Source organism: Providencia sp. AGC89 (assembly GCF_053543535.1).
Map to the genome: position 1 here is coordinate 260,276 of NZ_JBIXLP010000060.1, position 19,789 is coordinate 280,064.

A 19,789-nucleotide genomic window follows, 5' to 3' on the forward strand; every position below is an offset into this window, starting at 1 on the left:
TTAAACCTCATCTAAAAATATCTGCCGAAGCTCATCTGAAATATTTCTGAGGATAATTTCATTGGTCTCCTCATTGTATTCTACAGAGCCATCATTAATGCCTGCTCGATCAAACTTCAATTCCCAGTATTGTGATTTACCTTTAAAGCTTACTAAACTTCGGATTACTCGGCCATCTGGAATAAAGCCATCGGATAACTCAAACTCTTCTGAAGATAATTTAGCCGATAAAGCATCGGGATCCTGTGGCCATACAGCATTAACAAAGGTTTCTAAATGTAAAGGCTCACCAGCCTTGCTCAAGTCTCTCAAATGCTCAAAAGCTCTACCGAGGAAGTTTTCTTTTTCTTCCCCCTCAAGCTCTTGTTCATCCACAAATGCCTGAAGAGCTTCTTTCAACTTTTCAGACTCTTGTCTTGCTATTAAGACATCGTTACACCCCAAGAATCGCTTGAAGTAATTTGAAACTGATGTCTGCCCTTTGAGAAAACTGATATAACGCTCAGCGCCATTCTGCCAAGCAGTTATATCAATACGTCCAGCAACTCGTAACTTTGCAATATCTAAATATACACTGTCTTCGATAATAAAATTATCAGTAATTGCTGAACCTGTTGTAGCATTTACCATAGCAATAAGTATGTGTTCATGCTGTCCAATGACAATATGAGAAAACAGAACATAACCACCTGTTGACATAGTCTCCTGTTGTGAGCGATCAACGAGATGATTCATCATGCGAACTGAAATTTCATAGAATGAACCAGGGGCATTTAAATAATCAGTAACAATCCTTTCCATTGGATAATTATCGGTGTCCCCTTCAAAGTGACCATAGCCTTTACCGGTTCTTCCTGAATAGCGCTCGCAGATAGCATCAATCAACCTCTGGGATGCGGGCGTTACAGCACTAATTGTTGGGCTAAGAGTTTGGGTTGCGTCACCATGTTGTTCTTTATTAAGAATATGCACAACTACATTTCTTACTTCAATTTCAATAGGTTCATCATTGGCCACATCGAATTCCTTTAATTTATAACGTAATCAACCTAAGTGGTTATTAACGAGTTATATAGATTTAACCATCAATCACATAACTCAAATTATTTCGTAGGTTACCACATAAAAAATAAAGGCAAACAAAGGTTGTTAAAAACTTAGTACTATATCTAAAAAATAATTAATGTATTTGGAATAATCCAAAACAAAAAACCCCGCACAATGGCGAGGTTTTCAATTTCTTTACTGCTTTGCGTGTATGGCTTCGCGCAGCGTATACCAAAACTATAACTTTATTGTTCAAAAAGTCAATGATTTATTCAGAATAATGATAACCCCGATCAAATTCATCACACATTGGTCGATAAAGCATAAATTCAGCGATAGACAACCAGGCCTTAATTCGCCTTCTACACGTTGATAATGATATAGATGGCTTGCTCTCATGTAATTCAAGCGCTAGTGCATAATATGATTTTTTGTATATATAATGCTGCTTCAAGACATTTAACAACCCTTGTTCACGCGCGAAGGCAGCACCAATCACCTTATCCATCTTTCCACCTTCGATATCACTGCAGAACCACATATTGCTAAGTGTTTTTTTATCCTGGTACTCTTCCAAGAAAAGCAACAAGGTTTCTTCTGATAGCCCTTCCTTTTTCATTCTTCGCATTGCGTCTTTAAGGGCTTTCTTGGTAATTTTCGGTTCCGCTAATAATCGCTGAAAAATGCCTGCAGCTTTAGGTGATTTGCTAAACGCAGACCAACAACCCCACATTGTTAATCTCCCACGGATCCACGTACTCTCTAATGTGCGCAATCTTAAATGTTCACCGCTCTTGCCGCTTGTCTCTGGATAGATCATGCTAATACCTCAACTTCTTTATTTATTAATATTGCTAGACGCGACAGGCGCGTAATGCCATTACTTCAACTTTGGTTTGCTCGAGCAATTCTGCTTCCGTACCGTGAATTTCTTGCCATGTTTTGGGTGCCGCATGAAAGCCGGTATCATAACTAGCACGGTGGTGAGGCGGGCATAAAGGCAATACGTCTTTATGACTAGCGCGCTGTGCCATTCCCTGCCCTGTTCTTACATGATGGATTTCCGCGAGGCTTGCTCCATATCCCATATTTCGGCAGCAAATACAGCCAAGTTCTGCTACATCTGATAGCCACTGTTTATCTTCTTTGGTCTTTGATTTTTTGGTCATTGGTCTTGCCTCTAGGTAAAATCTAATAACTGGCCAGCTGCATTTTCAGCGGCTTGTTGCGTGGGAAAATTGCGAAATAGAATGAAGTTCCAGAGTACATCGAGGGTTGATTTGTAGAGTTCGCCAAAGGCTAGGTCATCCATTTTGGCAAAGCTGATTGATTTGGCTACACGGCGTAGGCTACCGTCTGGCATTTCAAAGGTTTCATAATGGCCGGATTGCTCTACCACCCAATAGCGGAAAGCATCAAAGGATTTGGTTGCTGATATATTGTGAGCGCGTTTCTGTGCTATCTCATTGAGGTAAACATCTGCAGCGGATTGGAGGGCCTCGTCGTTATCGGTGTAGTAAGCGAGGAATTTAACGAATCCGCGTACTAGCTCTTTTTCTTCAGGTGAAATGGTACCGCCGGTTGGTTCCCAGTATTCATAACCTAGATTGAGTAATGCGAAGTATTTACGATGGAAACGTGGGTTGCGAGCTTTCTTGAAATCAGCCGAAAGCACATCACCACACTTGATTTTGGAATGCAAGAAATCCCTTGCCGCTGGATTAGCCGGTACAAGAGTGTCGTTAGACATTTTGATAAAGCTATGCTGTGCCATACGTTTCTCTCAGTAGACACAGCAAGTGTTAAGATTGGGTGTTCAGACCAATAAGTAAATTATATAACAAGCATGGTTATATAACCAGTTTCAATTCATGCCAGCCTTGTGTAGCCCAACATTCAGAACCACCATTGAGGCAACACTCAGCCACCGGTAGTTGTTCATTACACTTTTTACAGCGCCTTTTATTTAGTTCTGTAATTAACGATATAACTGAACGGTCATCAATTCTAATTAACATAGAAAGATATTCCGCAATATCATATGGCTCTCTTCCTGGTCTACGTAATGCGCAATTTCTTTGAACCATTTCTAATTCTTGCTCATCTAGAAATAACTCTATTTTAGTAACGCCTGATTCCTTTTGCCGCTTACGTTGTTCGGCTTTGCGTTCCGCTGGTGATTTAGCCATTGACTGAAACTCCTATTACAGTAACAACGACACACCAGATAAATATAAAAACTAAATATGTTTTTAGCATTGGTCTTGCCTCTTTAGAATCGTTTGTCTAGCCGATAGAGCGGGATATTGACTGATTCTGAACTTTGTTTTTCTGCAAACAAATAAGTGAATACTTTCAAATCTGAAATATCTTTCTCTGATGCATAAACAACAGGCTCTAAGTTATTAATGCGCTCTAGTTCATTGCATACATCAATTATGTCTTGCCAGTTATATTCATCAACGCCCTCACCAGAGTTTATTTTATTTTTTAAATGCTTCGCTATTTCCAATATCTCTTTATTCATTTTTTTGCTCCAGTGCGGTTTTAATCCATTCTTCAGCTTGCTCATTACATGCAAGAACACTACTCATCATTAATTCAATATCAATTGATTCTTTAGCTACATGAGTTAATTGAGCCATCATGTAAGCGAACTGCTTTTCTTCACAATTAATAAAGTTTGCAAAGTATGCACTTATCAAATGATTGCGAGCATATAGAACGCCTAATTTCATTTGTTCCCTATCAAATTGCTGCCTTGATTTATCCATCACTCCACCTTTAATCTTCTGGCTGTACCCAGTAATCAATAAGTGACTCTATTGCATCACTAACAATTACACCCTGCTCAGATTCAGTTAATTGGTTCCATTCATCTTCGGTCATTCCTAAACCTGTTTCAGAGTCAGAGCCAACCTTATTTGTCCTTGCAACTAAAACCATTTGCTTACTCATATTCATTCCTCTTCATTGCATCTATTTAATCGATAGGATTAAAACGTTTCATGGCAAACACTTATTTACCTTCTACACTTAAGCCCGAAAGAGTAGTAACAAGCTGTGCAATTTTCGCCGACCTCCCTGTGTCGGCATTTTTTTATCTAGCTTCCTTGCTAAATTCCATGCCTTAACTATGCTTAAATTGCTTACACAGAGAAACTATAAACATATCTAGACAATCCCTTGCCGTCCGCTCCGTGGCGGCATTTTTTTGCGAATTATCCAAATAAAAGTATCTATTTGTTTGTATTAGTGTAATTTGGTTATCGAAGCCACGTGTAAGCTTCATTTAATGATTAATTCCCTTGTAGTAATTATACCGTCTAAGTCGGCGGTTTTTTTCATTGCATCCCTGCGAGCTAGTGGCGATTCTTTAATCCATAGTAATAACCACGCTTTAACCAGCGGTATATTTTCTTAACTGCGCCGGGCTTGGCTCTAATTTCTTCGTTAATATATAGGCGTCCAATTTTGTTGAATGGTAAACCTGTACAGCCATGGTTAGCGCCATCATTGATAAACAACCAGCGATAATTTTCTAACCATGCATCTGAATTACATTTAGGGCATGGAATAGTTTCCATTGGTTCATATAAATTACCGCTACCATCGCAAGCGTCCATATCCCATAAGTAGCCATCAAAACACTGACTATCTAAATAATGTGCGCCAAAGTCATGGCCTTGATAATCACAGCCAATTTGTACTTTATTTTTCATACTTACCTCGTTAGTTTTTACAGGGTGGCATTCAATCATGACCACTTGTTGTGCATCTCCATCAATAACAGCAATAAGGCTATCGGATGATTGGCAATGCTCATTCAGTCCATGGAGTGAACAATTCATATTCTTAAAATCAAAGCTTTCATGAGTAATACTGGCGTTATTCATCGATATTTACCCCTGTGTTGGTCATAGGAATTTTTGATAAAGTTGTACGTTGTAAAAAACACAATGACTCTGCAGTCTGCTTTGATATATAAACTTGTTTACCTTCACTATTTTCTAAAAAGTAGCGATTTTTCTTCTGTATTAAACTGCGTTTTTTCCCTGTTAGTGAGTGAACCTTACATACCGTGGACTCTTCTTGTTCACGAACTACCCGCCAGCCTTCCTCGCACATTTTGACGCATTTATCATATTTAAAATGCTGTAATAGTTTGGTTGGTTTGCTACTCATACCTTCATCTCCTCACGCCAATGATTTAACCTATCTCTAAAAAATTCCCGATGTACCTCAGGTACTTTTTCAATTTCAACCAGTATTCGTTCCCTATGAATCTTTCGATTTTTCAGTTGCCGAATTAGTCGGCTAGCGAATAAATCAAGCTGCTCCAGTTCGCGATATTCTTCTGGCCATAAAGCACGGTTATGCGGTAATCCATCAGGTAAATATTTACCCGACATAATCACCTCGGCTTTTGAGGTTTTAGCTCGGGTTGATAAGGTGCTTTGGTTCTTGCCCTTGCAGCAGAATTAAAGCGTTCAATGTGGCACGGAGAATGGTCCAAACCATCATCGGGCAATATAGGATGATTGCTCCGGACGAGTGACTCGCCGGTGATTGGGTCTTTAATTGTCATTTGGTCTGCCTCTGTATTAATGGTCACGGCTTGGTCTAGCCTTATTAACGACTTAAAATGCTTCTGTAGCTTGTGTTACTTTTTGTGAGTAATTACGCTTACTTTCTTGGCCTTTCATTGACAGCCTTTCCGCTTCGCTTTGGCTAATATTTTTAATGTACGAATTAACCAGTTGCCCGTGGGCTGTGCCAGTATTCCCATCACGATTTAAGCGAAGAATAATTTCCATTAACGATTTATCTGCATTGTTGTTATAAACCGCATCACGGTATAAGCCTATCCATACATCACAATCTTGCTCAATTTGCCCTGTATCTCGACTATCTGCAGGTGTTGGTCGTTTATCTGCTCGTTCTTCCAGTTTACGGTTAAGCTGGGTAAGTAACAGGACTACACAATCCATTTCCTTGGCTAAGTTTTTTAAACCCGTTGTAATGTCACCGTAGGCAATATCGCGACGTTCTGCTGGGGCAGCTTTGATTAATGTCAGATAATCCACAGCAATAAGACCAATTTTCCCTTTAACTCTTTTTATCTTTCGACACTCGGCAATAATATGGTGCAAATCAACACCAGGAGTGCTATCGATATACATGTTGGATTCTGCAATTTCTTCAGCTCTTGCTAATGCTCGAGCCATTTCCATATCATCATGCGCACCGGTATAGAATATATCCGCTGAAACACCACCCTCTTGAGCTATCATGCGCTCAATAATCCCTCGGTCAGTCATTTCAAGGCTGAATAACAATGTAGGTAATCTGTGATTTAAAGCAAAATGAGTCGCTACACGGTTGTAGAACGCGGTTTTGCCCATTTTAGGTCTAGCACCTACGACAATTAGAGATCCTCTTAGCGCTTGCTTGGGAGCCATTAAATCATCAAGCGATTCGATACCTAACGTAAAACCAGCTGCATTCGTCGGATCATCAAAACGCCTTTCAACTTCCTCAACCCAGTCTCCTACGACATCACGAGCAGGTCTAAGGCCTTTACTCTTACCTGTTTTAGCGTGTTCAATAATACTTGAAACCACTTGCTGGACGTTGGCCAGTTTATTATTGACTTCAAGACCATCATTGGTCATCAACATTTCAACGCAGGTATTGAGATTATTAATTGCATAACGCTGTATAGCTTTGTCACGAATGATCCGTGCATAATTCACTATGTTTGCTGCCGTGGGTAACATACAAAGCTCAGCAACATAGGCAAAACCCCCAACGTTGTCTAAATCACCATTCGCTGTTAGCGCATCGCTCACTGTGATTACATCAGTAGGCTGATTAGTTTTAATTAGCTTTACGATTTCCGAAAAAATTCGGTTGTGCGCCCATTGATAAAATGACTCGGGTTTTATCAGTGAAATAACTCGCTGACGTTTATCTTCGTCAGTGCTAATCATAAGGCCACCTAGCACAGCTTGCTCAGCTTCAGCGCTATTGGGTGGAACAAAGAGATTATTTGTCATTAGCACGTTCCTCCTTGACGGCAACATAACAACGCTCAGTGGCTAAATAATCCAAATTTTTACGCCGCCATGTACCACCACGCCCATTATCACGATCCTCCATCATCCACCGGCAATGTATTGCGATATACGATAAATAATTTACCCAACGCTCTTGATTGAATTTAAATTTAATCCAAAAGTTTTTGATTTTACGCTTACGCTCATCAGTCAACACTTTGATAGCTGGCATATCAGGTAAAATTTCGTGATATGAATCGATAATTTTTTCATAATTTAATTTAATTTTTGGCGATGGTTTGTTGTCGTCAGGTTCACCTGACGTACCATCAATAATCTCTGTAGTAGTCTCTGTAGTAATCTCTGTATTTGTCTCACGTTTAGAAGTGGGGGCTATCACTTCTGTATGTGGGGGCTGTTCCGTTTCAACGTACCCCCTATCACGTTTAGAAGTGAGACCTGTCACAGAAACAGGCTCTATTTTTGTTTGATTATTAATCAATGGGATAGTGTTTGTTATTTCATGAATACATTCAACAACTGGCTCAATAAATACCACATTGTTGCACGGCCCACTTACTGTATTAATCGTACGAAATTCGAGTGTAATAACACCTTTTGCTTTCAACCGTTTTATCGCCTCGGTGACTTCCCGTTTTGTAAAGCCAAATTGATCAGCAAATGATTGATAGCTACGTTGCAACTTATCGCTTTGAAACCGCTTGCGCCACCCTTGAAGTTCGCCAGTAAACTCATCCCGAATTTCTGCTGGCCGGTACCAGTAAATAATTTCTGAAAGCAATATGATCCCAATATTATCAGGCTTGCCACTTGGCATTTTGATGTGATGCCACCAGTTCGCGGGGATCACATTACCCGTTATGTTCATGCGCCCTATTTGATTAACGGTTTCTGTTATCAATAAATTATTCACCTTACACCCCCAGTGCACGTGCAATATCACGACAAGCATTCTGATATTGCTCAGGCGTGAGCTTTTTTGAGAGCAGCTTTTGTTTTTGTTGTTCGTACTGTTCCCAAACACTTAGCGCAGCTGCTCTTCTACCTTCGAAAACATCTTCGACTTTCTCTCTATCAGCCGGTTTTCCGTTCAACAAAAAACCATTGCGATAGGTAATTTTCTCAATTGTTCTTAGCATTGGTCTTGCCTCTTGAATTAATGCACGCTGGTCTGGCGTGGTATCGCATTTAACGCAATGACTGCATTATTAATATGGTGTGACATGTCACGACCCTCTAATAAAATTTCGCTAATTGCCTCGGCAAATCGCTGTATAGCAATTGAAGCTAAGTAATTTTTCGTATCACCTCGAACCCGGGCGAGTCGTGAAGCCGGTAATGCAATTTCTATTGCCGGCATTAACTCAGCTATTTTTCTGACAGATGCGGGAGAATCACCACGCAACCAACGAAATATCTGTTGCCGGTTATTATTAATCGCTTTCCAATCAGCCCTACCCAATTCGTCTTCAATCACATGCAAACGCCCTTCTGACCTGTTTTTTACAATGCGTAAATAAGCACGGCTTACTTCAATAGCTACATGCTCTTGACCTTGCTCCGCCGCCCAGTCCTCAATTTCGGATCGGACAATATCGATATCAAAATTCATCTACTCGCGTCTCCTGTCGCAAAATTGATTATTAAGAATCAGCTTTTATTTTTTGCCTCAAATACACTAATAAACATAGAGTTGAACATGGTTAGAGTAACTACATCACTTTTATGCGACATTCTTACCACCGCTGATTAACCAAGATGGATCGCACTTTAAAGCATTTGCGATCTCAATTATAAATCGAGGTTTTTTTATCAACCCCGATTCAATTTGCTGGATAGATTGCTGCTTCAACCCAACCATGCCTGCAAGTTCTGATTGAGTTAAGTTAAGTTCAACACGGCGACTCTTAACTCTTTCTGAAAGCATATTCATTTGCGTCTCCTTATAACAAAGTTTCTTGTATTTAAAAACAAAATACTTTGTTTGTCAATTACAGTTTTTCTTGTAATTATCTACCTGTATTTTTTAGGGGGTTATATGTCGATTTCTGAACGAGTTAAAAATAAAAGAATTCTTCTCAATCTGACTCAATCAGAGTTAGCCGAGGCTGTTGGGACTACTCAACAATCTATAGAGCAACTAGAAAGCGGAAAAACTAAGCGCCCTAGATTTTTACCTGAATTAGCAAAAGCATTATCTTGCTCTGTCGATTGGCTTGTTACAGGAAGAGAGAACAATAATGAATCTCTCCCCCCAGAAAACGAATGGGGGAGCATAAAGTCATGGGATAGCAAAACTCCGTTAGAATCAGATGAGGTTGAAGTGCCCTTCTACAAAGATATAGAGTTTGCTTGTGGTAATGGCAATTGTATTGATGTTGATTACAACGGCTTTAAATTGAGATTTTCTAAGTCGACACTACGCAGAATTGGCGCACCTACTGACGGATCAACCATAGCCTGCTTTCCAGCAAATGGGGATAGCATGGAGCCAGTGATACCGAATAGTGCTGCTGTAGCTATTGATATGGCAAATAAAAAAATAATTGATGGCAAAGTCTACGCTATAGACCAAGACGGTCTAAAACGTTTAAAAATGTTATATAGAAGACCGGGTGGAAAACTAATTATTCGCAGTTATAACCGTGATGAATATGAAGACGAAGAAGCTGATGAAGACAGCGTGACGATTATTGGCAGAATGTTTTGGTATTCTGTCCTTGATTACTAAGGTAACTCTATGGAAAATTTCAAGTTAAAGCTAAAAAATCATGTGGACCATGTAAAGCAGGTTGGGCAACACTGTTCAACCGAGGAAACGACAAAACAGGCGTTAATACTACCCTTTCTTGATATTCTAGGTTTTAGCCCTTATGACCCACAAAAAGTCAAAGCAGAATATGGCGCAGATTTCCCTGGTGTAAAGGCAAATGAACGTGTTGACTATGCGCTATTTTGCCAAGATGTTCCTGTTATGTTCATTGAAGCTAAATGTTATTTTGAAAAATTAGATAACCACTGCCCGCAACTTTCTCGATATTTCAACTCCACACCCGAAGTAACCATCTCCGCTATAACTAACGGATTAGAATGGCGTTTCTTTACTGATTTAAAACAAAAAAACGTTATGGATCCAACACCATTCTTACGCATTAGAATGGATGAGATTAGCGATTCAGATGCAAGTCAATTATTCCGTTTTAGGCACGATAAATTCAAACCTGAAGCATTAAGAACTCTCGCAGAAGAGAGTGTCTATTTATCTGCTTTCACTAAAACTATTAGTTCAAGCCTAAGGGATGTTGATAGTGAATTTGTTCGATATGTCGCTAGCCGTTCTAATGTCGAAAGACAATTAAATCAGCGCTTTATCGATTCTATAACCCCTTTAGTCAAACAAGCCGTTGAACGCTCTGTCAGTGCAATGGTGGTTTCAGGATTATCTGGTAAGTTCACTTATGGTGAGGAACCTGTAGAAACGGCGATAGAAGAAACTCAAGAGTCTAGTGAATTAAAAGATATTATTGACCCAGATAATCCAAATATTATTACCACAACAACTGAATTAACTTTATTTGAGAAAATAAAGCAGATCACTGGGTGTGACGAAATTGAATATAAAGATACAGAGTCTTACTTTGGTGTCCTATATCAAGGTAAAGTTAATCGTTGGATAGTTAGATTCTACGATAAGAAAAATAGTGCCTATATCATGGTTCCGATAGAAATCACTGACCTACTAGGTAATGAAATAAAACGTGCTGGTTTAGAGTTAACAAATAACCGAATCACCGTTCAATCCCCTGAAGATATATTAAGAATAACTGGCATCATTCTTGACTCATTTGAATATGTAAAAAATGATGAGAATTTCAGGAAAAAACAATCAGGGGAATAGTTGCTTCATAAATAAGCCTTCCAATCTAGAAGGCTTATTTTTGAATAGTTTTAATTGCATCACTGAGTAACCTTTTAATTTCCGCTGTAGGCGCTTCTCGCTTATGTTGTTTCAGCTCATCAATTATATCGTCTCGACAAAAAACCTCCCGGCTATGTAACATATAGCACATAACTTTACCGATCCATCCCATCACTTTTTCATAGTGTTCGCGATTTTCCTCTTGCCTATTAGTATTCATCATCACCCCAACTAAAAATAAATAATGGGCACATTAACCTATTTTTTGTGCTCAAAGAAGTGATCAAAATCTAATAAGCAAAAATAATAAAAAATAAATCATCACTAAAAACAACATATTACAACTAATTATCGATCAAAATACAAATAATTACAAGTTTACCTGTTTACAATCAAACAATATTTCTTGTATATTACAAACATCGAAACAAGAAAAGAATCACAGCAAGTGTTTTGATAGGTGTTCAAACCAAATTTAGTTTTGCTGTTATGTCGTAGGGGAACCGTCACCCTCATCGCGACTGACCATGATTACCACGACATAACGGCAGATTTTTTTACCAGTACCAGGGAATTTATTTAGACCAAAGCTAGGCAAGACCATTGACCAAGTTCGAGGCAAGAACTGACCTGACAGCTCGGAAAGACGGGCAACATCATAAATGACAGGAGACTATTATGTGTGTAGCCAAAAATGAAATGAAAAACATCAAATTAGACAGAATCATTGCTTTATTCGAAGCATTTCCAGAAACAATCATTAATTGTTGTGGTGATAATAAAACAGCAACGCTTGAATTTGATACAGACGTAAAAAAACCCACCTAAGTGGGCTCTTTTACCCAGAATCGCCGACCAAAGCTATCTGGAGTTCTACTAGCGCGACCAAACGCTAGAAGAGGCAAGACCAATGATAAATCACTGATCACCACTATTTTAAAGGAGCTGCTATGAAAGCACAACCTAAAACTCTAAGCGTCACCCTTTACATTCATGCACAGAAGCAACTTGACGGTTCATACAAATACCGCCCTTATCCATTCAAATATGATATTGAATCTGGTTTAGGCTTTGTCATTGCTGAGCATACTATCGACATTCCCTTTACTGCTCCGTCAAACACTGAGCTAGTTCAATTAGAGATTGATTCACTCAAAGCCGAGCAAAACAAAATTCTTGCTGATGCGCAGGTGAAATCAAGCTTACTGGAAGACCAGATCCAAATGCTTCTCTGCTTAGAGGGCAAGCCCATTTCTAAAACTGACGAACAAATCCCTTATTAAGAGGCAAGACCAATGACAACTTTTATCTGTGTATTTGAGCCTACGACCGAGGCTCGCACTAACAACGGTGCAGTACCGTTAACAATAGCTCTCAATGCTGCAAATGCTAAAATTGCTGCTGCAACTGCAATGATTAAGCTATCTGAGGTTTTTCCTGATTCGATGGATAACTTCAACGTTGATGAGCCTATCATTTGTGAAGACGCTGTAGGTTCCCCCCGCCCTGCACTCGATCAGTTCGATGAAAAATTTGCTGTTGAAAATGAGTTTGACGGTGAGAAATGGCAACCAGTTAAGTATAAAGAATTTAAAAAGCTTGCTACTAAACCTCGCGTAGCTGCTTTGCTGATGTTTGGTAAAACTCAAATTACTGATAAGCAATACACTTTCACATTGAAGTATCTCAATGAAAGTACAGAGGACCCAAAAGTTCGTAATATTGCTACTGGCCTTGCTGAAATTACTAAAGTGTCATTAATGGATGCCGATGAAACAATGGAAATTGCGCAGGCAGTTTATGAGTATGCTGATGATAATGTCACCGTCGAAGAAGCTACCGCACTCGGTGAAAGTTGGTTGAAGGATGAGCCAAAAGTCGAAACTGTTGAAATAGAAACGGCACCTGAAGAACCAATACTAAAGCGTGATTATGCCGCACTTGATCTCGAAATTGCCCTCGCACTCTTGGACATTAAACCAAGCGATGCAAAAAGTGCAGATATTCGTAATGCGAAAGAACTCATCAGCTCTGAAGATAAAGCATGGAAACGCTTATCAATGGATTTGCGTACATTCCCAAGCGTTCTAGATATCCCACGTGAAAACATATTTGCACTAGTAACAGAAGCACGCGAGAAGCCTGAACTATTTGATGATGCTAATGCCCGCAAAGCGTTTATTGATTCAAAACTTGGTACCAATAACCCCAAGATAACTTCTCTCGGTAGTGGCCGTTTTGCAGTTGACAATTTAGATACTAAGCCAGCTAACGATGAAACAACAAAAGAGGAAATTGAACCGGCTAAATCAGAAAAAACAAAACGCTCGAGTAAGAAAAAAGATTCACCGACTAAAACAGAAAAAGAGCCTGTGAAGGAAGTTATCGTAGAAACCGAACAAGCTCAAGCACCTGTAGTTAACCAGCATATTGAGCCTGTAGTTGAGGTCGTCAATGTTCAACAAGATGATTTCCAACAGCGTGCCTCTGTATTAGATGAAGTTCTTAATAAAGGCGATAGCGATAATCTCAGCATTTGGAAGCGTGTACAACGTACCGATGCACGTTTTACCAAGCCTTTAGAAGGTATGGGGTTCGTTGGTACTAGCATAAACAGTACTTACATGTTCATGCGTGCTACCGAGATATTCGGCCCTATTGGCGAAGGTTGGGGATATGAAGTTATTGAAGAAAAACTGATTGATGGAAAGCCACTTGTAGAACCTGTTCTTGATGAGCGAAACAAACAAGTCGCGACTAGATTCTTACGTGATGGTGACGGATCTTTATTCTGCGAACAAAACCATTCAATCAAAATCCGTTTTTGGTACATCATCGAATGTGAAACCCGTGGCGAATTTGAAAGTTATGGCGCCACCCCTTACCGGTACCAAACTCAATACGGCATGAAAGTTGATGGTGAAGCCATTAAGAAATCTCTCACCGATGCAATCAAAAAAGCCTTATCTATGCTTGGCTTTAGTTCTGATGTATTCATGGGTATGCATGATAACCCTGAATATGTTGCAAGCAATAAGCTCGAGTATGAAATCAAAGCCGCCAGCGATAACGCTGAAGATGCTACCCGCATTCGCAAAGAGTTAGATGAGAAGTTCACGCGACACACTGAAACTATGCGCAGTGCGGTGACGCCAAACGAATTACGAGGTATCACATCCACCCTTACCCGTGAAATAGCAACGCATGCAAAATTAGCCAAAGAACGTGGCGACAGTGAATATGAAAAATATTTAAACGGCCGCTTGCGCCGGCTAAATGAAATTGAAAAAGAGTGTTTAGACCAACTGAAACAAAAAGAAGAGGCAATCTAATGACCAAGACAACTGCTATTGCAATGGCTGCTGACTACAGCAAATTACAACAACTCGTCGAAACAGGTGAATTCACTGCAGAAGATGTTGCCGATACTTTAGAGGGTATCGAGTGTGAGCTGGGCGATAAACTAGATGCAATTATGCTTCACGCCCGTAATTTAGAGGGGCAAGCCAAAACGCTGGATGAGGAATCTAAGCGCTTGGCTGACCGTAAAAAATCATTTGAAAACCAAGTTAAGAACCTAAAAAAATATGCATTGGATTGCTTGTTAACATCAGGCAAAGACAAATTAAAAACCACGAAAAATACCTTTACAGCTCGTGCCGGTGTTGTGCGCGTCATTATCGATAATGAAGCAGCTTTGCCCGATGAATTAGTGGATGTTCAGACCATCACTGCCCCCGATAAAAAACGGATTAAAGAAGCGATTGAAAACGGTATTGAAATACCTGGTGCTCACCTAGAAGTCGGTGACCGTTCATTAATGGTTCGTTAATCAATATAGCGCCCAGCAATGGGCGCATATCAGGAGATATTTTTATGGCCATGAAATTGGAAGTTATCATCACTCACGATGAAGCAAGCAATAAATGTAGCGTTGAGTGGTCTGTTGATACAACCGAACACACCACCAGCCAAGAAGAAAAAACGTTATCGATGGTAAAGAAAGCAGTTTTACTGCAGCTGGGCTACCCACCTTCTGTAGCAATTATTCACTAATGTGACATGTCACGGGCGATTAATTATGAAAAATAATTTAGAGGATTTACATAACCACCTATTCATGCAACTTGAAAGACTTTCAGATGAAAGCATTAAGGGTGATGAACTCAAAGAGGAAATAGGCCGAGCGAAAGCAATGTCCGCAATTGCATCTCAAATCGTCAGTAATGGTCAATTGGCAATTAATGTTAAACGTATGGCCCGCGCGGGATACATAAGAGACGCACCAAAGTATTTAGAGGTTAAAGAATGAAGCGTTTTTCCTATACTGATGATATGTGCGATTGGATGCGTAAAAACTATTTATTACCACTAGACCAACTCACAATTAGTTTCAATGAAAGTTTTGGCACATCACGATCAAAGGATGCAATAAACGGGCTACGCAAACGACTGAAATTAAAAACAGGCCGTTCCGGAGCATTCACTAGAGGCCACATTCCTGCAAATAAAGGGAAAAAAGGGTTAAAGGGTGCTAACGCAGGATCATTCAAAAAGAACAATATACCTCATAATTACCAACCTATTGGTACCGAGGTTATTACTACTGATGGATACATAAAAGTCAAAATCGGACACCCTAGAAAATGGAAACACAAACATATTCTAGTATGGGAGGAACATAACGGCCCTGTTCCAAAAGGACATATTATTAAATTCATCGATTGCAATCCACTGAATTGCAGCATTGATAATTTAATGGCTATTACAAGATCAGAACACGGGGTTGTTAATCGTTTTTTCTCAGGTGCTCCCCCTGAATATAAAGATGCAGTCTTACAATTGGCCAGAATAAAGATTGCAATTAGAGGTATAGAAACTAAGAGGCAAGACCAATGCTAAGACATTTTCATAGTAACCAACGACCCACTGTTAAATTAACTATGCCTGATGGCTCTGTAGGTTTTATAACAACAGCTGACCGCTGCTATGTCATTTATGACCTACCTAAGAACATCAAGATTGAGCCAGTAAAAGAGCCTCAACCTAAAGGGGAAGCATCATGATATATGCTTTGTTTTTGTTAATTTGTAGTGGTGCTGATTGTTTGTATAAACCATACGGCTATACATATCCCGATGAGCAAAATTGTTTAATGGATAAAGACGCCCTAACTCAACAAGGTATTTTGTCTGAATGCTATCCCATCGAAGCGATTATTCGGGCCAATAATTGATTAAGCATAATCAGTTTTATTTTATATTTACTATTAGCATGGTGGTTTATTCAAAACCAATGAGTAACCACCATGAAAGGACCACAATTAATTCCTTGGGCACCAAGGGTAAAATTATTAACTGATTTCGATATTAAGTTAGGCAAGTTAGCTGCCAGTGTAAAAAACAGACCATGCACTGAAGCTGAAATAAAACATGCTTGTGATACTGCAGATAAAATTATTTTATCTATGATGAGGCAAGACCAGGATGAGAAAAAATATCACAGGAGGCTATGATGTCTCGAATGATTAAGCTAGAGGCATGGGCGCAATTAGAATTTGGCGATAGTGCCCCAACCCAGCAAGTTTTGATTAAATACGCCAAAGCCAACATGATGATCCCTCCTGCTTTAAAGGTTGGCAAACGTTGGATGATTGATCGTGATTCAAGGTACGTAGGTTTAGTTTCTAAACCTCAATTACCAACACAGGCAAATGAAAAATTAATAAGGATTTTATCAGATGGCAGCAAGACCACGTTCTCATAAAATCACCATTCCAAATCTATACCGAAAATTAGATAAGCGAAATGGAAAAACATACTGGCAGTACAAACACCCTTTAACTGGCGTATTTCACAGCCTCGGTACGGATGCCGATGAAGCAGCTCTTGTTGCATCACAGGCAAACACAATTATTGCAGAACAACAAACAAAACAAATTTTAAGCATTAATGATCGCCTATCAAATATCAAAAATAAAAAAGTAGGGATCAGCGTTTCTAATTGGGTAGATAAATACTTAGAAATACAACAAGAGCGCGTTGACCTCGGCGAATTAAAGCTTAATTCATACAAGCAAAAAATTAAGCCTGTTAATTTGTTTAAACAACACTGCGGGTTATTTTCACTTAAAGACATCACAGCGTTGGAAATAGCAAAAATAACTGACTCAGTTAAAGCATTAGGCCATGATCGAATGGCTCAAGTAGTACGTATGGTTTTAATCGACGTATTTAAGGAAGCGCAACATGCAGGCCACGTTCCTCCTGGTTATAACCCTGCACTTGCAACAAAACAGCCACGTAATAGAGTTAAACGTGAACGCCTAACGTTCGAAGAATGGAAAGTTATTTATGAACAAGCCGAAAATCACCCACCTTACTTACAATGCGGTATGTTGCTGGCTATTGTCACTGGTCAGCGTATCGGTGATATAGCCAAAATGAAGTTTTCAGATATTTGGGATGATATGTTGCATATAGAGCAAGAAAAGACAGGTTCTAAATTAGCCATTCCTCTGTCGATTAAGTGTGACGCGATTGATATGACACTTAAACAAGTCATTTCAAAATGTCGTGATGCCGTTCTTAGCCAATATCTCGTGCACTATCGCCATACGACCTCTCAAGCACAGCGAGGTGAGCAAGTTACAGCAAACACATTAACCACAACCTTTAAAAAAGCGAGAGATAAATGCGGGTTAACATGGCCGGAAAGATCGGCACCTTCATTTCATGAACAGCGTTCTTTATCGGAAAGACTCTATCGAGAGCAAGGGATCAATACTCAGAAGCTCCTTGGTCATAAATCACAGAAAATGACCGACAAATATAATGATGACCGAGGCAAAGAATGGCAGATCATCGCTATTTAAATAGCCTACTTTTCGAACCGTTTTGGGGAAGAGTTTTGGGGGAGTTTTGGGGAAGATTTTAATTGTACAAAAAACAAACGGGAACTATTAAGCTCCCGTTATTAATCACATCACGTAATAAATTACATGTGTTTGATGATTGCGTCACCAAATTCGCTACATTTCAGTAATTTAGCGCCTTCTAATTGACGTTCGAAGTCATACGTTACAGTCTTAGCTTCTATTGCGCCTTCCATACCTTTAACGATTAGGTCAGCCGCTTCAGTCCAGCCCATATGGCGCAGCATCATTTCAGCAGAAAGAATGATAGACCCTGGGTTTACTTTATCTTGACCCGCATATTTTGGTGCAGTACCGTGTGTTGCTTCGAATAATGCACATTCAGAACCAATGTTTGCTCCTGGCGCGATCCCGATACCACCAACTTGAGCAGCTAATGCATCAGAAATATAGTCACCATTCAGGTTCATACAAGCAATAACATCATATTCTGCTGGACGCAATAAGATTTGCTGCAAGAAAGCATCTGCAATCACATCTTTAACGATAATATCTTTACCGTTTTTAGGGTTTTTAATTTTAACCCATGGGCCGCCATCTAATAATTCACCGCCGAATTCTTCTAGTGCTAATTGGTAACCCCAATCTTTAAATGCACCTTCAGTGAACTTCATAATGTTACCTTTATGAACTAAGGTCACTGAATCACGGTCATTATCAATTGCATATTCAATCGCTGCACGCACTAAACGTTTTGTTCCTTCTTCTGAACAAGGTTTGATGCCAATACCGCAGTCTTGTGGGAAACGGATTTTCGTTACACCCATTTCATCTTTTAGGAATTTGATAACTTTATCAGCTTCTGCTGAACCTGCTTTCCACTCAATACCTGCATAGATATCTTCGGAGTTTTCACGGAAGATAACCATATCAGTCAGTTCAGGTTGCTTAACAGGGCTAGGCGTTCCTTTGTAATAACGAACTGGACGCAAACAGATATACAGATCAAGTTGCTGACGTAGAGCAACGTTCAGTGAACGAATACCACCACCAACTGGAGTTGTTAAAGGACCTTTAATTGAAACACGGTAATCACGGATTAAATCGAGGGTTTCTTCTGGTAACCAAACATCTTTACCATAAATTTGTGTAGATTTTTCACCGGTGTAAATTTCCATCCACGAAATTTTGCGCTCACCGTTGTAGGCTTTTTTAACTGCCGCATCAACCACTTTTAACATTGCGGGTGTCACATCAACACCAATACCATCACCTTCAATGTAAGGGATAATTGGATTGTTTGGAACGTTCAGTTTGCCTTTTGCATCAATGGTAATTTTAGCGCCTTCTGCCGGAACTACTACTTTGCTTTCCATTAACCTCTCCTTTCACTTGCGTATTTTGCTTGTTAATTTTTTGTAAGAGACGTGTCAATACTACTTCAATCTGCGTCGAACGCCAATGATTACTCATCTAAGCTTCAATGCGGATCGCATTTAACGTACTGCTCAATCCTATAAGTTGAAGGGATACATATTTATAACTACTTTGAAATCAATTGATTAGTTTTATTATCCCTATTTAAAGAAAAAATTGATTATGATAAAAGTTCTTTTAAGGTAACTAATTCTAATAGCTTAATATGCTATAAACGCTTTCTTTAACCTAATTAATACTAACAAATTAACCGAAATTAAAAACACGCTCTCATCACACAATTGCCACCTTAATTATATCATAGGTGTTTATTTTTAAATGGAAAATTGGCTTTATCGTTTTAAATGATTTTAAAGTTGTTAATTAAATATTGCATTAAAACGTAAAATCCATCCCTAGGCTTTTACGGGTAAATCCCCTACACTAATGTTA

The 19,789-nt window shown here is 39.4% G+C and carries 33 protein-coding genes; 14 read left to right on the forward strand and 19 right to left on the reverse strand.

Annotated elements, in window-relative coordinates:
- The 17 genes from ACIPUA_RS09555 to ACIPUA_RS09635 all read right to left on the reverse strand — a co-directional run bounded on the left by ACIPUA_RS09555 (position 1) and on the right by ACIPUA_RS09635 (position 9,060).
- Positions 1-1,017, reverse strand: coding sequence for a nucleoid-associated protein (locus ACIPUA_RS09555; RefSeq protein ID WP_226693458.1), 1,017 nt, complete (start codon positions 1,015-1,017; stop codon positions 1-3).
- 298 nt (positions 1,018-1,315) lie between these two features.
- Complete coding sequence (locus tag ACIPUA_RS09560; RefSeq protein WP_226693457.1) at positions 1,316-1,867, reverse strand: DUF1133 family protein; 552 nt, start codon at positions 1,865-1,867, stop codon at positions 1,316-1,318.
- 34 nt (positions 1,868-1,901) lie between these two features.
- Complete coding sequence (locus ACIPUA_RS09565; RefSeq protein WP_226693456.1) at positions 1,902-2,216, reverse strand: Ref family recombination enhancement nuclease; 315 nt, start codon at positions 2,214-2,216, stop codon at positions 1,902-1,904.
- An 11-nt stretch (positions 2,217-2,227) separates the two neighbouring features.
- Complete coding sequence (locus tag ACIPUA_RS09570; RefSeq protein WP_449059609.1) at positions 2,228-2,821, reverse strand: DUF1367 family protein; 594 nt, start codon at positions 2,819-2,821, stop codon at positions 2,228-2,230.
- A gap of 76 nt (positions 2,822-2,897) precedes the next feature.
- Complete coding sequence (locus ACIPUA_RS09575; RefSeq protein WP_449059610.1) at positions 2,898-3,236, reverse strand: hypothetical protein; 339 nt, start codon at positions 3,234-3,236, stop codon at positions 2,898-2,900.
- An 83-nt stretch (positions 3,237-3,319) separates the two neighbouring features.
- Positions 3,320-3,574 (reverse strand): hypothetical protein, encoded by a 255-nt coding sequence (locus ACIPUA_RS09580; RefSeq protein WP_239978833.1) that lies wholly within the window; start codon positions 3,572-3,574, stop codon positions 3,320-3,322.
- On the reverse strand, positions 3,567-3,821 hold the full coding sequence (locus tag ACIPUA_RS09585; protein WP_239978834.1) for a hypothetical protein: 255 nt from the start codon (positions 3,819-3,821) through the stop codon (positions 3,567-3,569). The genes ACIPUA_RS09580 and ACIPUA_RS09585 overlap by 8 nt, the downstream gene beginning before the upstream one ends.
- Before the next feature lie 10 nt (positions 3,822-3,831).
- Positions 3,832-4,005, reverse strand: a complete 174-nt coding sequence (locus tag ACIPUA_RS09590) for a DUF7167 family protein (protein WP_239978835.1) — start codon at positions 4,003-4,005, stop codon at positions 3,832-3,834.
- A gap of 404 nt (positions 4,006-4,409) precedes the next feature.
- Entirely contained in the window at positions 4,410-4,943 is a 534-nt protein-coding gene (locus ACIPUA_RS09595; RefSeq protein ID WP_213914324.1) for a hypothetical protein, read from the reverse strand.
- Positions 4,936-5,232, reverse strand: a complete 297-nt coding sequence (locus ACIPUA_RS09600; protein ID WP_105881077.1) for a hypothetical protein — start codon at positions 5,230-5,232, stop codon at positions 4,936-4,938. Before ACIPUA_RS09600 ends, ACIPUA_RS09595 begins: the two co-directional genes overlap by 8 nt.
- Positions 5,229-5,459 carry a hypothetical protein gene (locus tag ACIPUA_RS09605; RefSeq protein WP_105881078.1) on the reverse strand — a complete coding sequence of 77 codons (231 nt, stop codon included), beginning with the start codon at positions 5,457-5,459 and terminating at the stop codon, positions 5,229-5,231. Before ACIPUA_RS09605 ends, ACIPUA_RS09600 begins: the two co-directional genes overlap by 4 nt.
- Positions 5,460-5,461: 2 nt before the next feature.
- Positions 5,462-5,635: a palmdelphin gene (locus ACIPUA_RS09610; protein ID WP_213914360.1), complete on the reverse strand. Its 174-nt coding sequence runs from the start codon at positions 5,633-5,635 to the stop codon at positions 5,462-5,464.
- A 52-nt stretch (positions 5,636-5,687) separates the two neighbouring features.
- Positions 5,688-7,106, reverse strand: coding sequence for a replicative DNA helicase (locus tag ACIPUA_RS09615; protein ID WP_239979086.1), 1,419 nt, complete (start codon positions 7,104-7,106; stop codon positions 5,688-5,690).
- On the reverse strand, positions 7,096-8,040 hold the full coding sequence (locus tag ACIPUA_RS09620) for a replication protein (protein ID WP_371007004.1): 945 nt from the start codon (positions 8,038-8,040) through the stop codon (positions 7,096-7,098). The genes ACIPUA_RS09615 and ACIPUA_RS09620 overlap by 11 nt, the downstream gene beginning before the upstream one ends.
- A 1-nt stretch (position 8,041) precedes the next feature.
- Positions 8,042-8,266, reverse strand: coding sequence for a hypothetical protein (locus ACIPUA_RS09625; protein ID WP_166264698.1), 225 nt, complete (start codon positions 8,264-8,266; stop codon positions 8,042-8,044).
- A gap of 17 nt (positions 8,267-8,283) precedes the next feature.
- Positions 8,284-8,739 carry a toxin YdaT family protein gene (locus tag ACIPUA_RS09630; protein ID WP_239979085.1) on the reverse strand — a complete coding sequence of 152 codons (456 nt, stop codon included), beginning with the start codon at positions 8,737-8,739 and terminating at the stop codon, positions 8,284-8,286.
- 111 nt (positions 8,740-8,850) lie between these two features.
- Positions 8,851-9,060, reverse strand: coding sequence for a helix-turn-helix domain-containing protein (locus tag ACIPUA_RS09635; protein WP_239979084.1), 210 nt, complete (start codon positions 9,058-9,060; stop codon positions 8,851-8,853).
- 105 nt (positions 9,061-9,165) lie between these two features.
- Here ACIPUA_RS09635 and ACIPUA_RS09640 point away from each other — a divergent pair, with 105 nt between their 5' ends.
- Positions 9,166-9,858 carry an XRE family transcriptional regulator gene (locus tag ACIPUA_RS09640; protein ID WP_239979083.1) on the forward strand — a complete coding sequence of 231 codons (693 nt, stop codon included), beginning with the start codon at positions 9,166-9,168 and terminating at the stop codon, positions 9,856-9,858.
- 9 nt (positions 9,859-9,867) lie between these two features.
- Positions 9,868-11,025: a type I restriction endonuclease gene (locus ACIPUA_RS09645; RefSeq protein WP_239979082.1), complete on the forward strand. Its 1,158-nt coding sequence runs from the start codon at positions 9,868-9,870 to the stop codon at positions 11,023-11,025.
- Positions 11,026-11,059: 34 nt separating this feature from the next.
- Here ACIPUA_RS09645 and ACIPUA_RS09650 read toward each other — a convergent pair whose 3' ends face one another.
- Entirely contained in the window at positions 11,060-11,266 is a 207-nt protein-coding gene (locus tag ACIPUA_RS09650; protein ID WP_272677171.1) for a hypothetical protein, read from the reverse strand.
- 458 nt (positions 11,267-11,724) lie between these two features.
- Between ACIPUA_RS09650 and ACIPUA_RS09655 the strand changes: the two genes are divergently transcribed.
- From ACIPUA_RS09655 to ACIPUA_RS09710, 12 genes are all read left to right on the forward strand, one after another.
- A complete protein-coding gene (locus ACIPUA_RS09655; RefSeq protein WP_239979080.1) occupies positions 11,725-11,874 on the forward strand; it encodes a hypothetical protein in 150 nt (49 codons plus the stop codon).
- Between the two features lie 122 nt (positions 11,875-11,996).
- Positions 11,997-12,329: a hypothetical protein gene (locus ACIPUA_RS09660; RefSeq protein ID WP_239979079.1), complete on the forward strand. Its 333-nt coding sequence runs from the start codon at positions 11,997-11,999 to the stop codon at positions 12,327-12,329.
- Positions 12,330-12,341: 12 nt separating this feature from the next.
- Positions 12,342-14,378, forward strand: a complete 2,037-nt coding sequence (locus ACIPUA_RS09665; protein WP_239979078.1) for a hypothetical protein — start codon at positions 12,342-12,344, stop codon at positions 14,376-14,378.
- Complete coding sequence (locus ACIPUA_RS09670) at positions 14,378-14,878, forward strand: siphovirus Gp157 family protein (RefSeq protein ID WP_042844832.1); 501 nt, start codon at positions 14,378-14,380, stop codon at positions 14,876-14,878. Before ACIPUA_RS09665 ends, ACIPUA_RS09670 begins: the two co-directional genes overlap by 1 nt.
- A 44-nt stretch (positions 14,879-14,922) precedes the next feature.
- On the forward strand, positions 14,923-15,102 hold the full coding sequence (locus tag ACIPUA_RS09675) for a hypothetical protein (RefSeq protein ID WP_195697286.1): 180 nt from the start codon (positions 14,923-14,925) through the stop codon (positions 15,100-15,102).
- Between the two features lie 25 nt (positions 15,103-15,127).
- Positions 15,128-15,358, forward strand: a complete 231-nt coding sequence (locus ACIPUA_RS09680) for a hypothetical protein (protein WP_226693444.1) — start codon at positions 15,128-15,130, stop codon at positions 15,356-15,358.
- The gene (locus ACIPUA_RS09685; RefSeq protein WP_239979076.1) at positions 15,355-15,948 is read left to right on the forward strand and encodes an HNH endonuclease signature motif containing protein; all 594 of its coding nucleotides are present in this window, start codon (positions 15,355-15,357) and stop codon (positions 15,946-15,948) included. The genes ACIPUA_RS09680 and ACIPUA_RS09685 overlap by 4 nt, the downstream gene beginning before the upstream one ends.
- Positions 15,942-16,112 carry a hypothetical protein gene (locus ACIPUA_RS09690; protein ID WP_192575037.1) on the forward strand — a complete coding sequence of 57 codons (171 nt, stop codon included), beginning with the start codon at positions 15,942-15,944 and terminating at the stop codon, positions 16,110-16,112. Before ACIPUA_RS09685 ends, ACIPUA_RS09690 begins: the two co-directional genes overlap by 7 nt.
- The gene (locus ACIPUA_RS09695; protein WP_195698853.1) at positions 16,109-16,282 is read left to right on the forward strand and encodes a hypothetical protein; all 174 of its coding nucleotides are present in this window, start codon (positions 16,109-16,111) and stop codon (positions 16,280-16,282) included. The genes ACIPUA_RS09690 and ACIPUA_RS09695 overlap by 4 nt, the downstream gene beginning before the upstream one ends.
- Before the next feature lie 72 nt (positions 16,283-16,354).
- Positions 16,355-16,561: a hypothetical protein gene (locus tag ACIPUA_RS09700; protein WP_226693439.1), complete on the forward strand. Its 207-nt coding sequence runs from the start codon at positions 16,355-16,357 to the stop codon at positions 16,559-16,561.
- The gene (locus ACIPUA_RS09705) at positions 16,561-16,812 is read left to right on the forward strand and encodes an excisionase (RefSeq protein ID WP_181468559.1); all 252 of its coding nucleotides are present in this window, start codon (positions 16,561-16,563) and stop codon (positions 16,810-16,812) included. The genes ACIPUA_RS09700 and ACIPUA_RS09705 overlap by 1 nt, the downstream gene beginning before the upstream one ends.
- Positions 16,787-17,920, forward strand: a complete 1,134-nt coding sequence (locus tag ACIPUA_RS09710) for a phage integrase Arm DNA-binding domain-containing protein (RefSeq protein WP_140178369.1) — start codon at positions 16,787-16,789, stop codon at positions 17,918-17,920. Before ACIPUA_RS09705 ends, ACIPUA_RS09710 begins: the two co-directional genes overlap by 26 nt.
- 122 nt (positions 17,921-18,042) lie before the next feature.
- On the opposite strand, the gene icd is transcribed toward ACIPUA_RS09710, so the two are convergent.
- Positions 18,043-19,296 (reverse strand): NADP-dependent isocitrate dehydrogenase, encoded by a 1,254-nt coding sequence (gene icd / locus ACIPUA_RS09715; RefSeq protein WP_131680733.1) that lies wholly within the window; start codon positions 19,294-19,296, stop codon positions 18,043-18,045.
- Between the last annotated feature and the right edge of the window lie 493 nt (positions 19,297-19,789).

Bases quoted from the DNA above. Each gene is read 5' to 3' on its own strand.
- ACIPUA_RS09560 (WP_226693457.1), bottom strand. From the start codon at position 1,867: ATGATCTATCCAGAGACAAGCGGCAAGAGCGGTGAACATTTAAGATTG.
- ACIPUA_RS09565 (WP_226693456.1), bottom strand. From the start codon at position 2,216: ATGACCAAAAAATCAAAGACCAAAGAAGATAAACAGTGGCTATCAGAT.
- ACIPUA_RS09570 (WP_449059609.1), bottom strand. From the start codon at position 2,821: ATGGCACAGCATAGCTTTATCAAAATGTCTAACGACACTCTTGTACCG.
- ACIPUA_RS09575 (WP_449059610.1), bottom strand. From the start codon at position 3,236: ATGGCTAAATCACCAGCGGAACGCAAAGCCGAACAACGTAAGCGGCAA.
- ACIPUA_RS09580 (WP_239978833.1), bottom strand. From the start codon at position 3,574: ATGAATAAAGAGATATTGGAAATAGCGAAGCATTTAAAAAATAAAATA.
- ACIPUA_RS09585 (WP_239978834.1), bottom strand. From the start codon at position 3,821: ATGGATAAATCAAGGCAGCAATTTGATAGGGAACAAATGAAATTAGGC.
- ACIPUA_RS09590 (WP_239978835.1), bottom strand. From the start codon at position 4,005: ATGAGTAAGCAAATGGTTTTAGTTGCAAGGACAAATAAGGTTGGCTCT.
- ACIPUA_RS09595 (WP_213914324.1), bottom strand. From the start codon at position 4,943: ATGAATAACGCCAGTATTACTCATGAAAGCTTTGATTTTAAGAATATG.
- ACIPUA_RS09600 (WP_105881077.1), bottom strand. From the start codon at position 5,232: ATGAGTAGCAAACCAACCAAACTATTACAGCATTTTAAATATGATAAA.
- ACIPUA_RS09605 (WP_105881078.1), bottom strand. From the start codon at position 5,459: ATGTCGGGTAAATATTTACCTGATGGATTACCGCATAACCGTGCTTTA.
- ACIPUA_RS09610 (WP_213914360.1), bottom strand. From the start codon at position 5,635: ATGACAATTAAAGACCCAATCACCGGCGAGTCACTCGTCCGGAGCAAT.
- ACIPUA_RS09615 (WP_239979086.1), bottom strand. From the start codon at position 7,106: ATGACAAATAATCTCTTTGTTCCACCCAATAGCGCTGAAGCTGAGCAA.
- ACIPUA_RS09625 (WP_166264698.1), bottom strand. From the start codon at position 8,266: ATGCTAAGAACAATTGAGAAAATTACCTATCGCAATGGTTTTTTGTTG.
- ACIPUA_RS09630 (WP_239979085.1), bottom strand. From the start codon at position 8,739: ATGAATTTTGATATCGATATTGTCCGATCCGAAATTGAGGACTGGGCG.
- ACIPUA_RS09635 (WP_239979084.1), bottom strand. From the start codon at position 9,060: ATGAATATGCTTTCAGAAAGAGTTAAGAGTCGCCGTGTTGAACTTAAC.
- ACIPUA_RS09640 (WP_239979083.1), top strand. From the start codon at position 9,166: ATGTCGATTTCTGAACGAGTTAAAAATAAAAGAATTCTTCTCAATCTG.
- ACIPUA_RS09645 (WP_239979082.1), top strand. From the start codon at position 9,868: ATGGAAAATTTCAAGTTAAAGCTAAAAAATCATGTGGACCATGTAAAG.
- ACIPUA_RS09650 (WP_272677171.1), bottom strand. From the start codon at position 11,266: ATGAATACTAATAGGCAAGAGGAAAATCGCGAACACTATGAAAAAGTG.
- ACIPUA_RS09655 (WP_239979080.1), top strand. From the start codon at position 11,725: ATGTGTGTAGCCAAAAATGAAATGAAAAACATCAAATTAGACAGAATC.
- ACIPUA_RS09660 (WP_239979079.1), top strand. From the start codon at position 11,997: ATGAAAGCACAACCTAAAACTCTAAGCGTCACCCTTTACATTCATGCA.
- ACIPUA_RS09665 (WP_239979078.1), top strand. From the start codon at position 12,342: ATGACAACTTTTATCTGTGTATTTGAGCCTACGACCGAGGCTCGCACT.
- ACIPUA_RS09670 (WP_042844832.1), top strand. From the start codon at position 14,378: ATGACCAAGACAACTGCTATTGCAATGGCTGCTGACTACAGCAAATTA.
- ACIPUA_RS09675 (WP_195697286.1), top strand. From the start codon at position 14,923: ATGGCCATGAAATTGGAAGTTATCATCACTCACGATGAAGCAAGCAAT.
- ACIPUA_RS09680 (WP_226693444.1), top strand. From the start codon at position 15,128: ATGAAAAATAATTTAGAGGATTTACATAACCACCTATTCATGCAACTT.
- ACIPUA_RS09685 (WP_239979076.1), top strand. From the start codon at position 15,355: ATGAAGCGTTTTTCCTATACTGATGATATGTGCGATTGGATGCGTAAA.
- ACIPUA_RS09690 (WP_192575037.1), top strand. From the start codon at position 15,942: ATGCTAAGACATTTTCATAGTAACCAACGACCCACTGTTAAATTAACT.
- ACIPUA_RS09695 (WP_195698853.1), top strand. From the start codon at position 16,109: ATGATATATGCTTTGTTTTTGTTAATTTGTAGTGGTGCTGATTGTTTG.
- ACIPUA_RS09700 (WP_226693439.1), top strand. From the start codon at position 16,355: ATGAAAGGACCACAATTAATTCCTTGGGCACCAAGGGTAAAATTATTA.
- ACIPUA_RS09705 (WP_181468559.1), top strand. From the start codon at position 16,561: ATGTCTCGAATGATTAAGCTAGAGGCATGGGCGCAATTAGAATTTGGC.
- ACIPUA_RS09710 (WP_140178369.1), top strand. From the start codon at position 16,787: ATGGCAGCAAGACCACGTTCTCATAAAATCACCATTCCAAATCTATAC.
- icd (WP_131680733.1), bottom strand. From the start codon at position 19,296: ATGGAAAGCAAAGTAGTAGTTCCGGCAGAAGGCGCTAAAATTACCATT.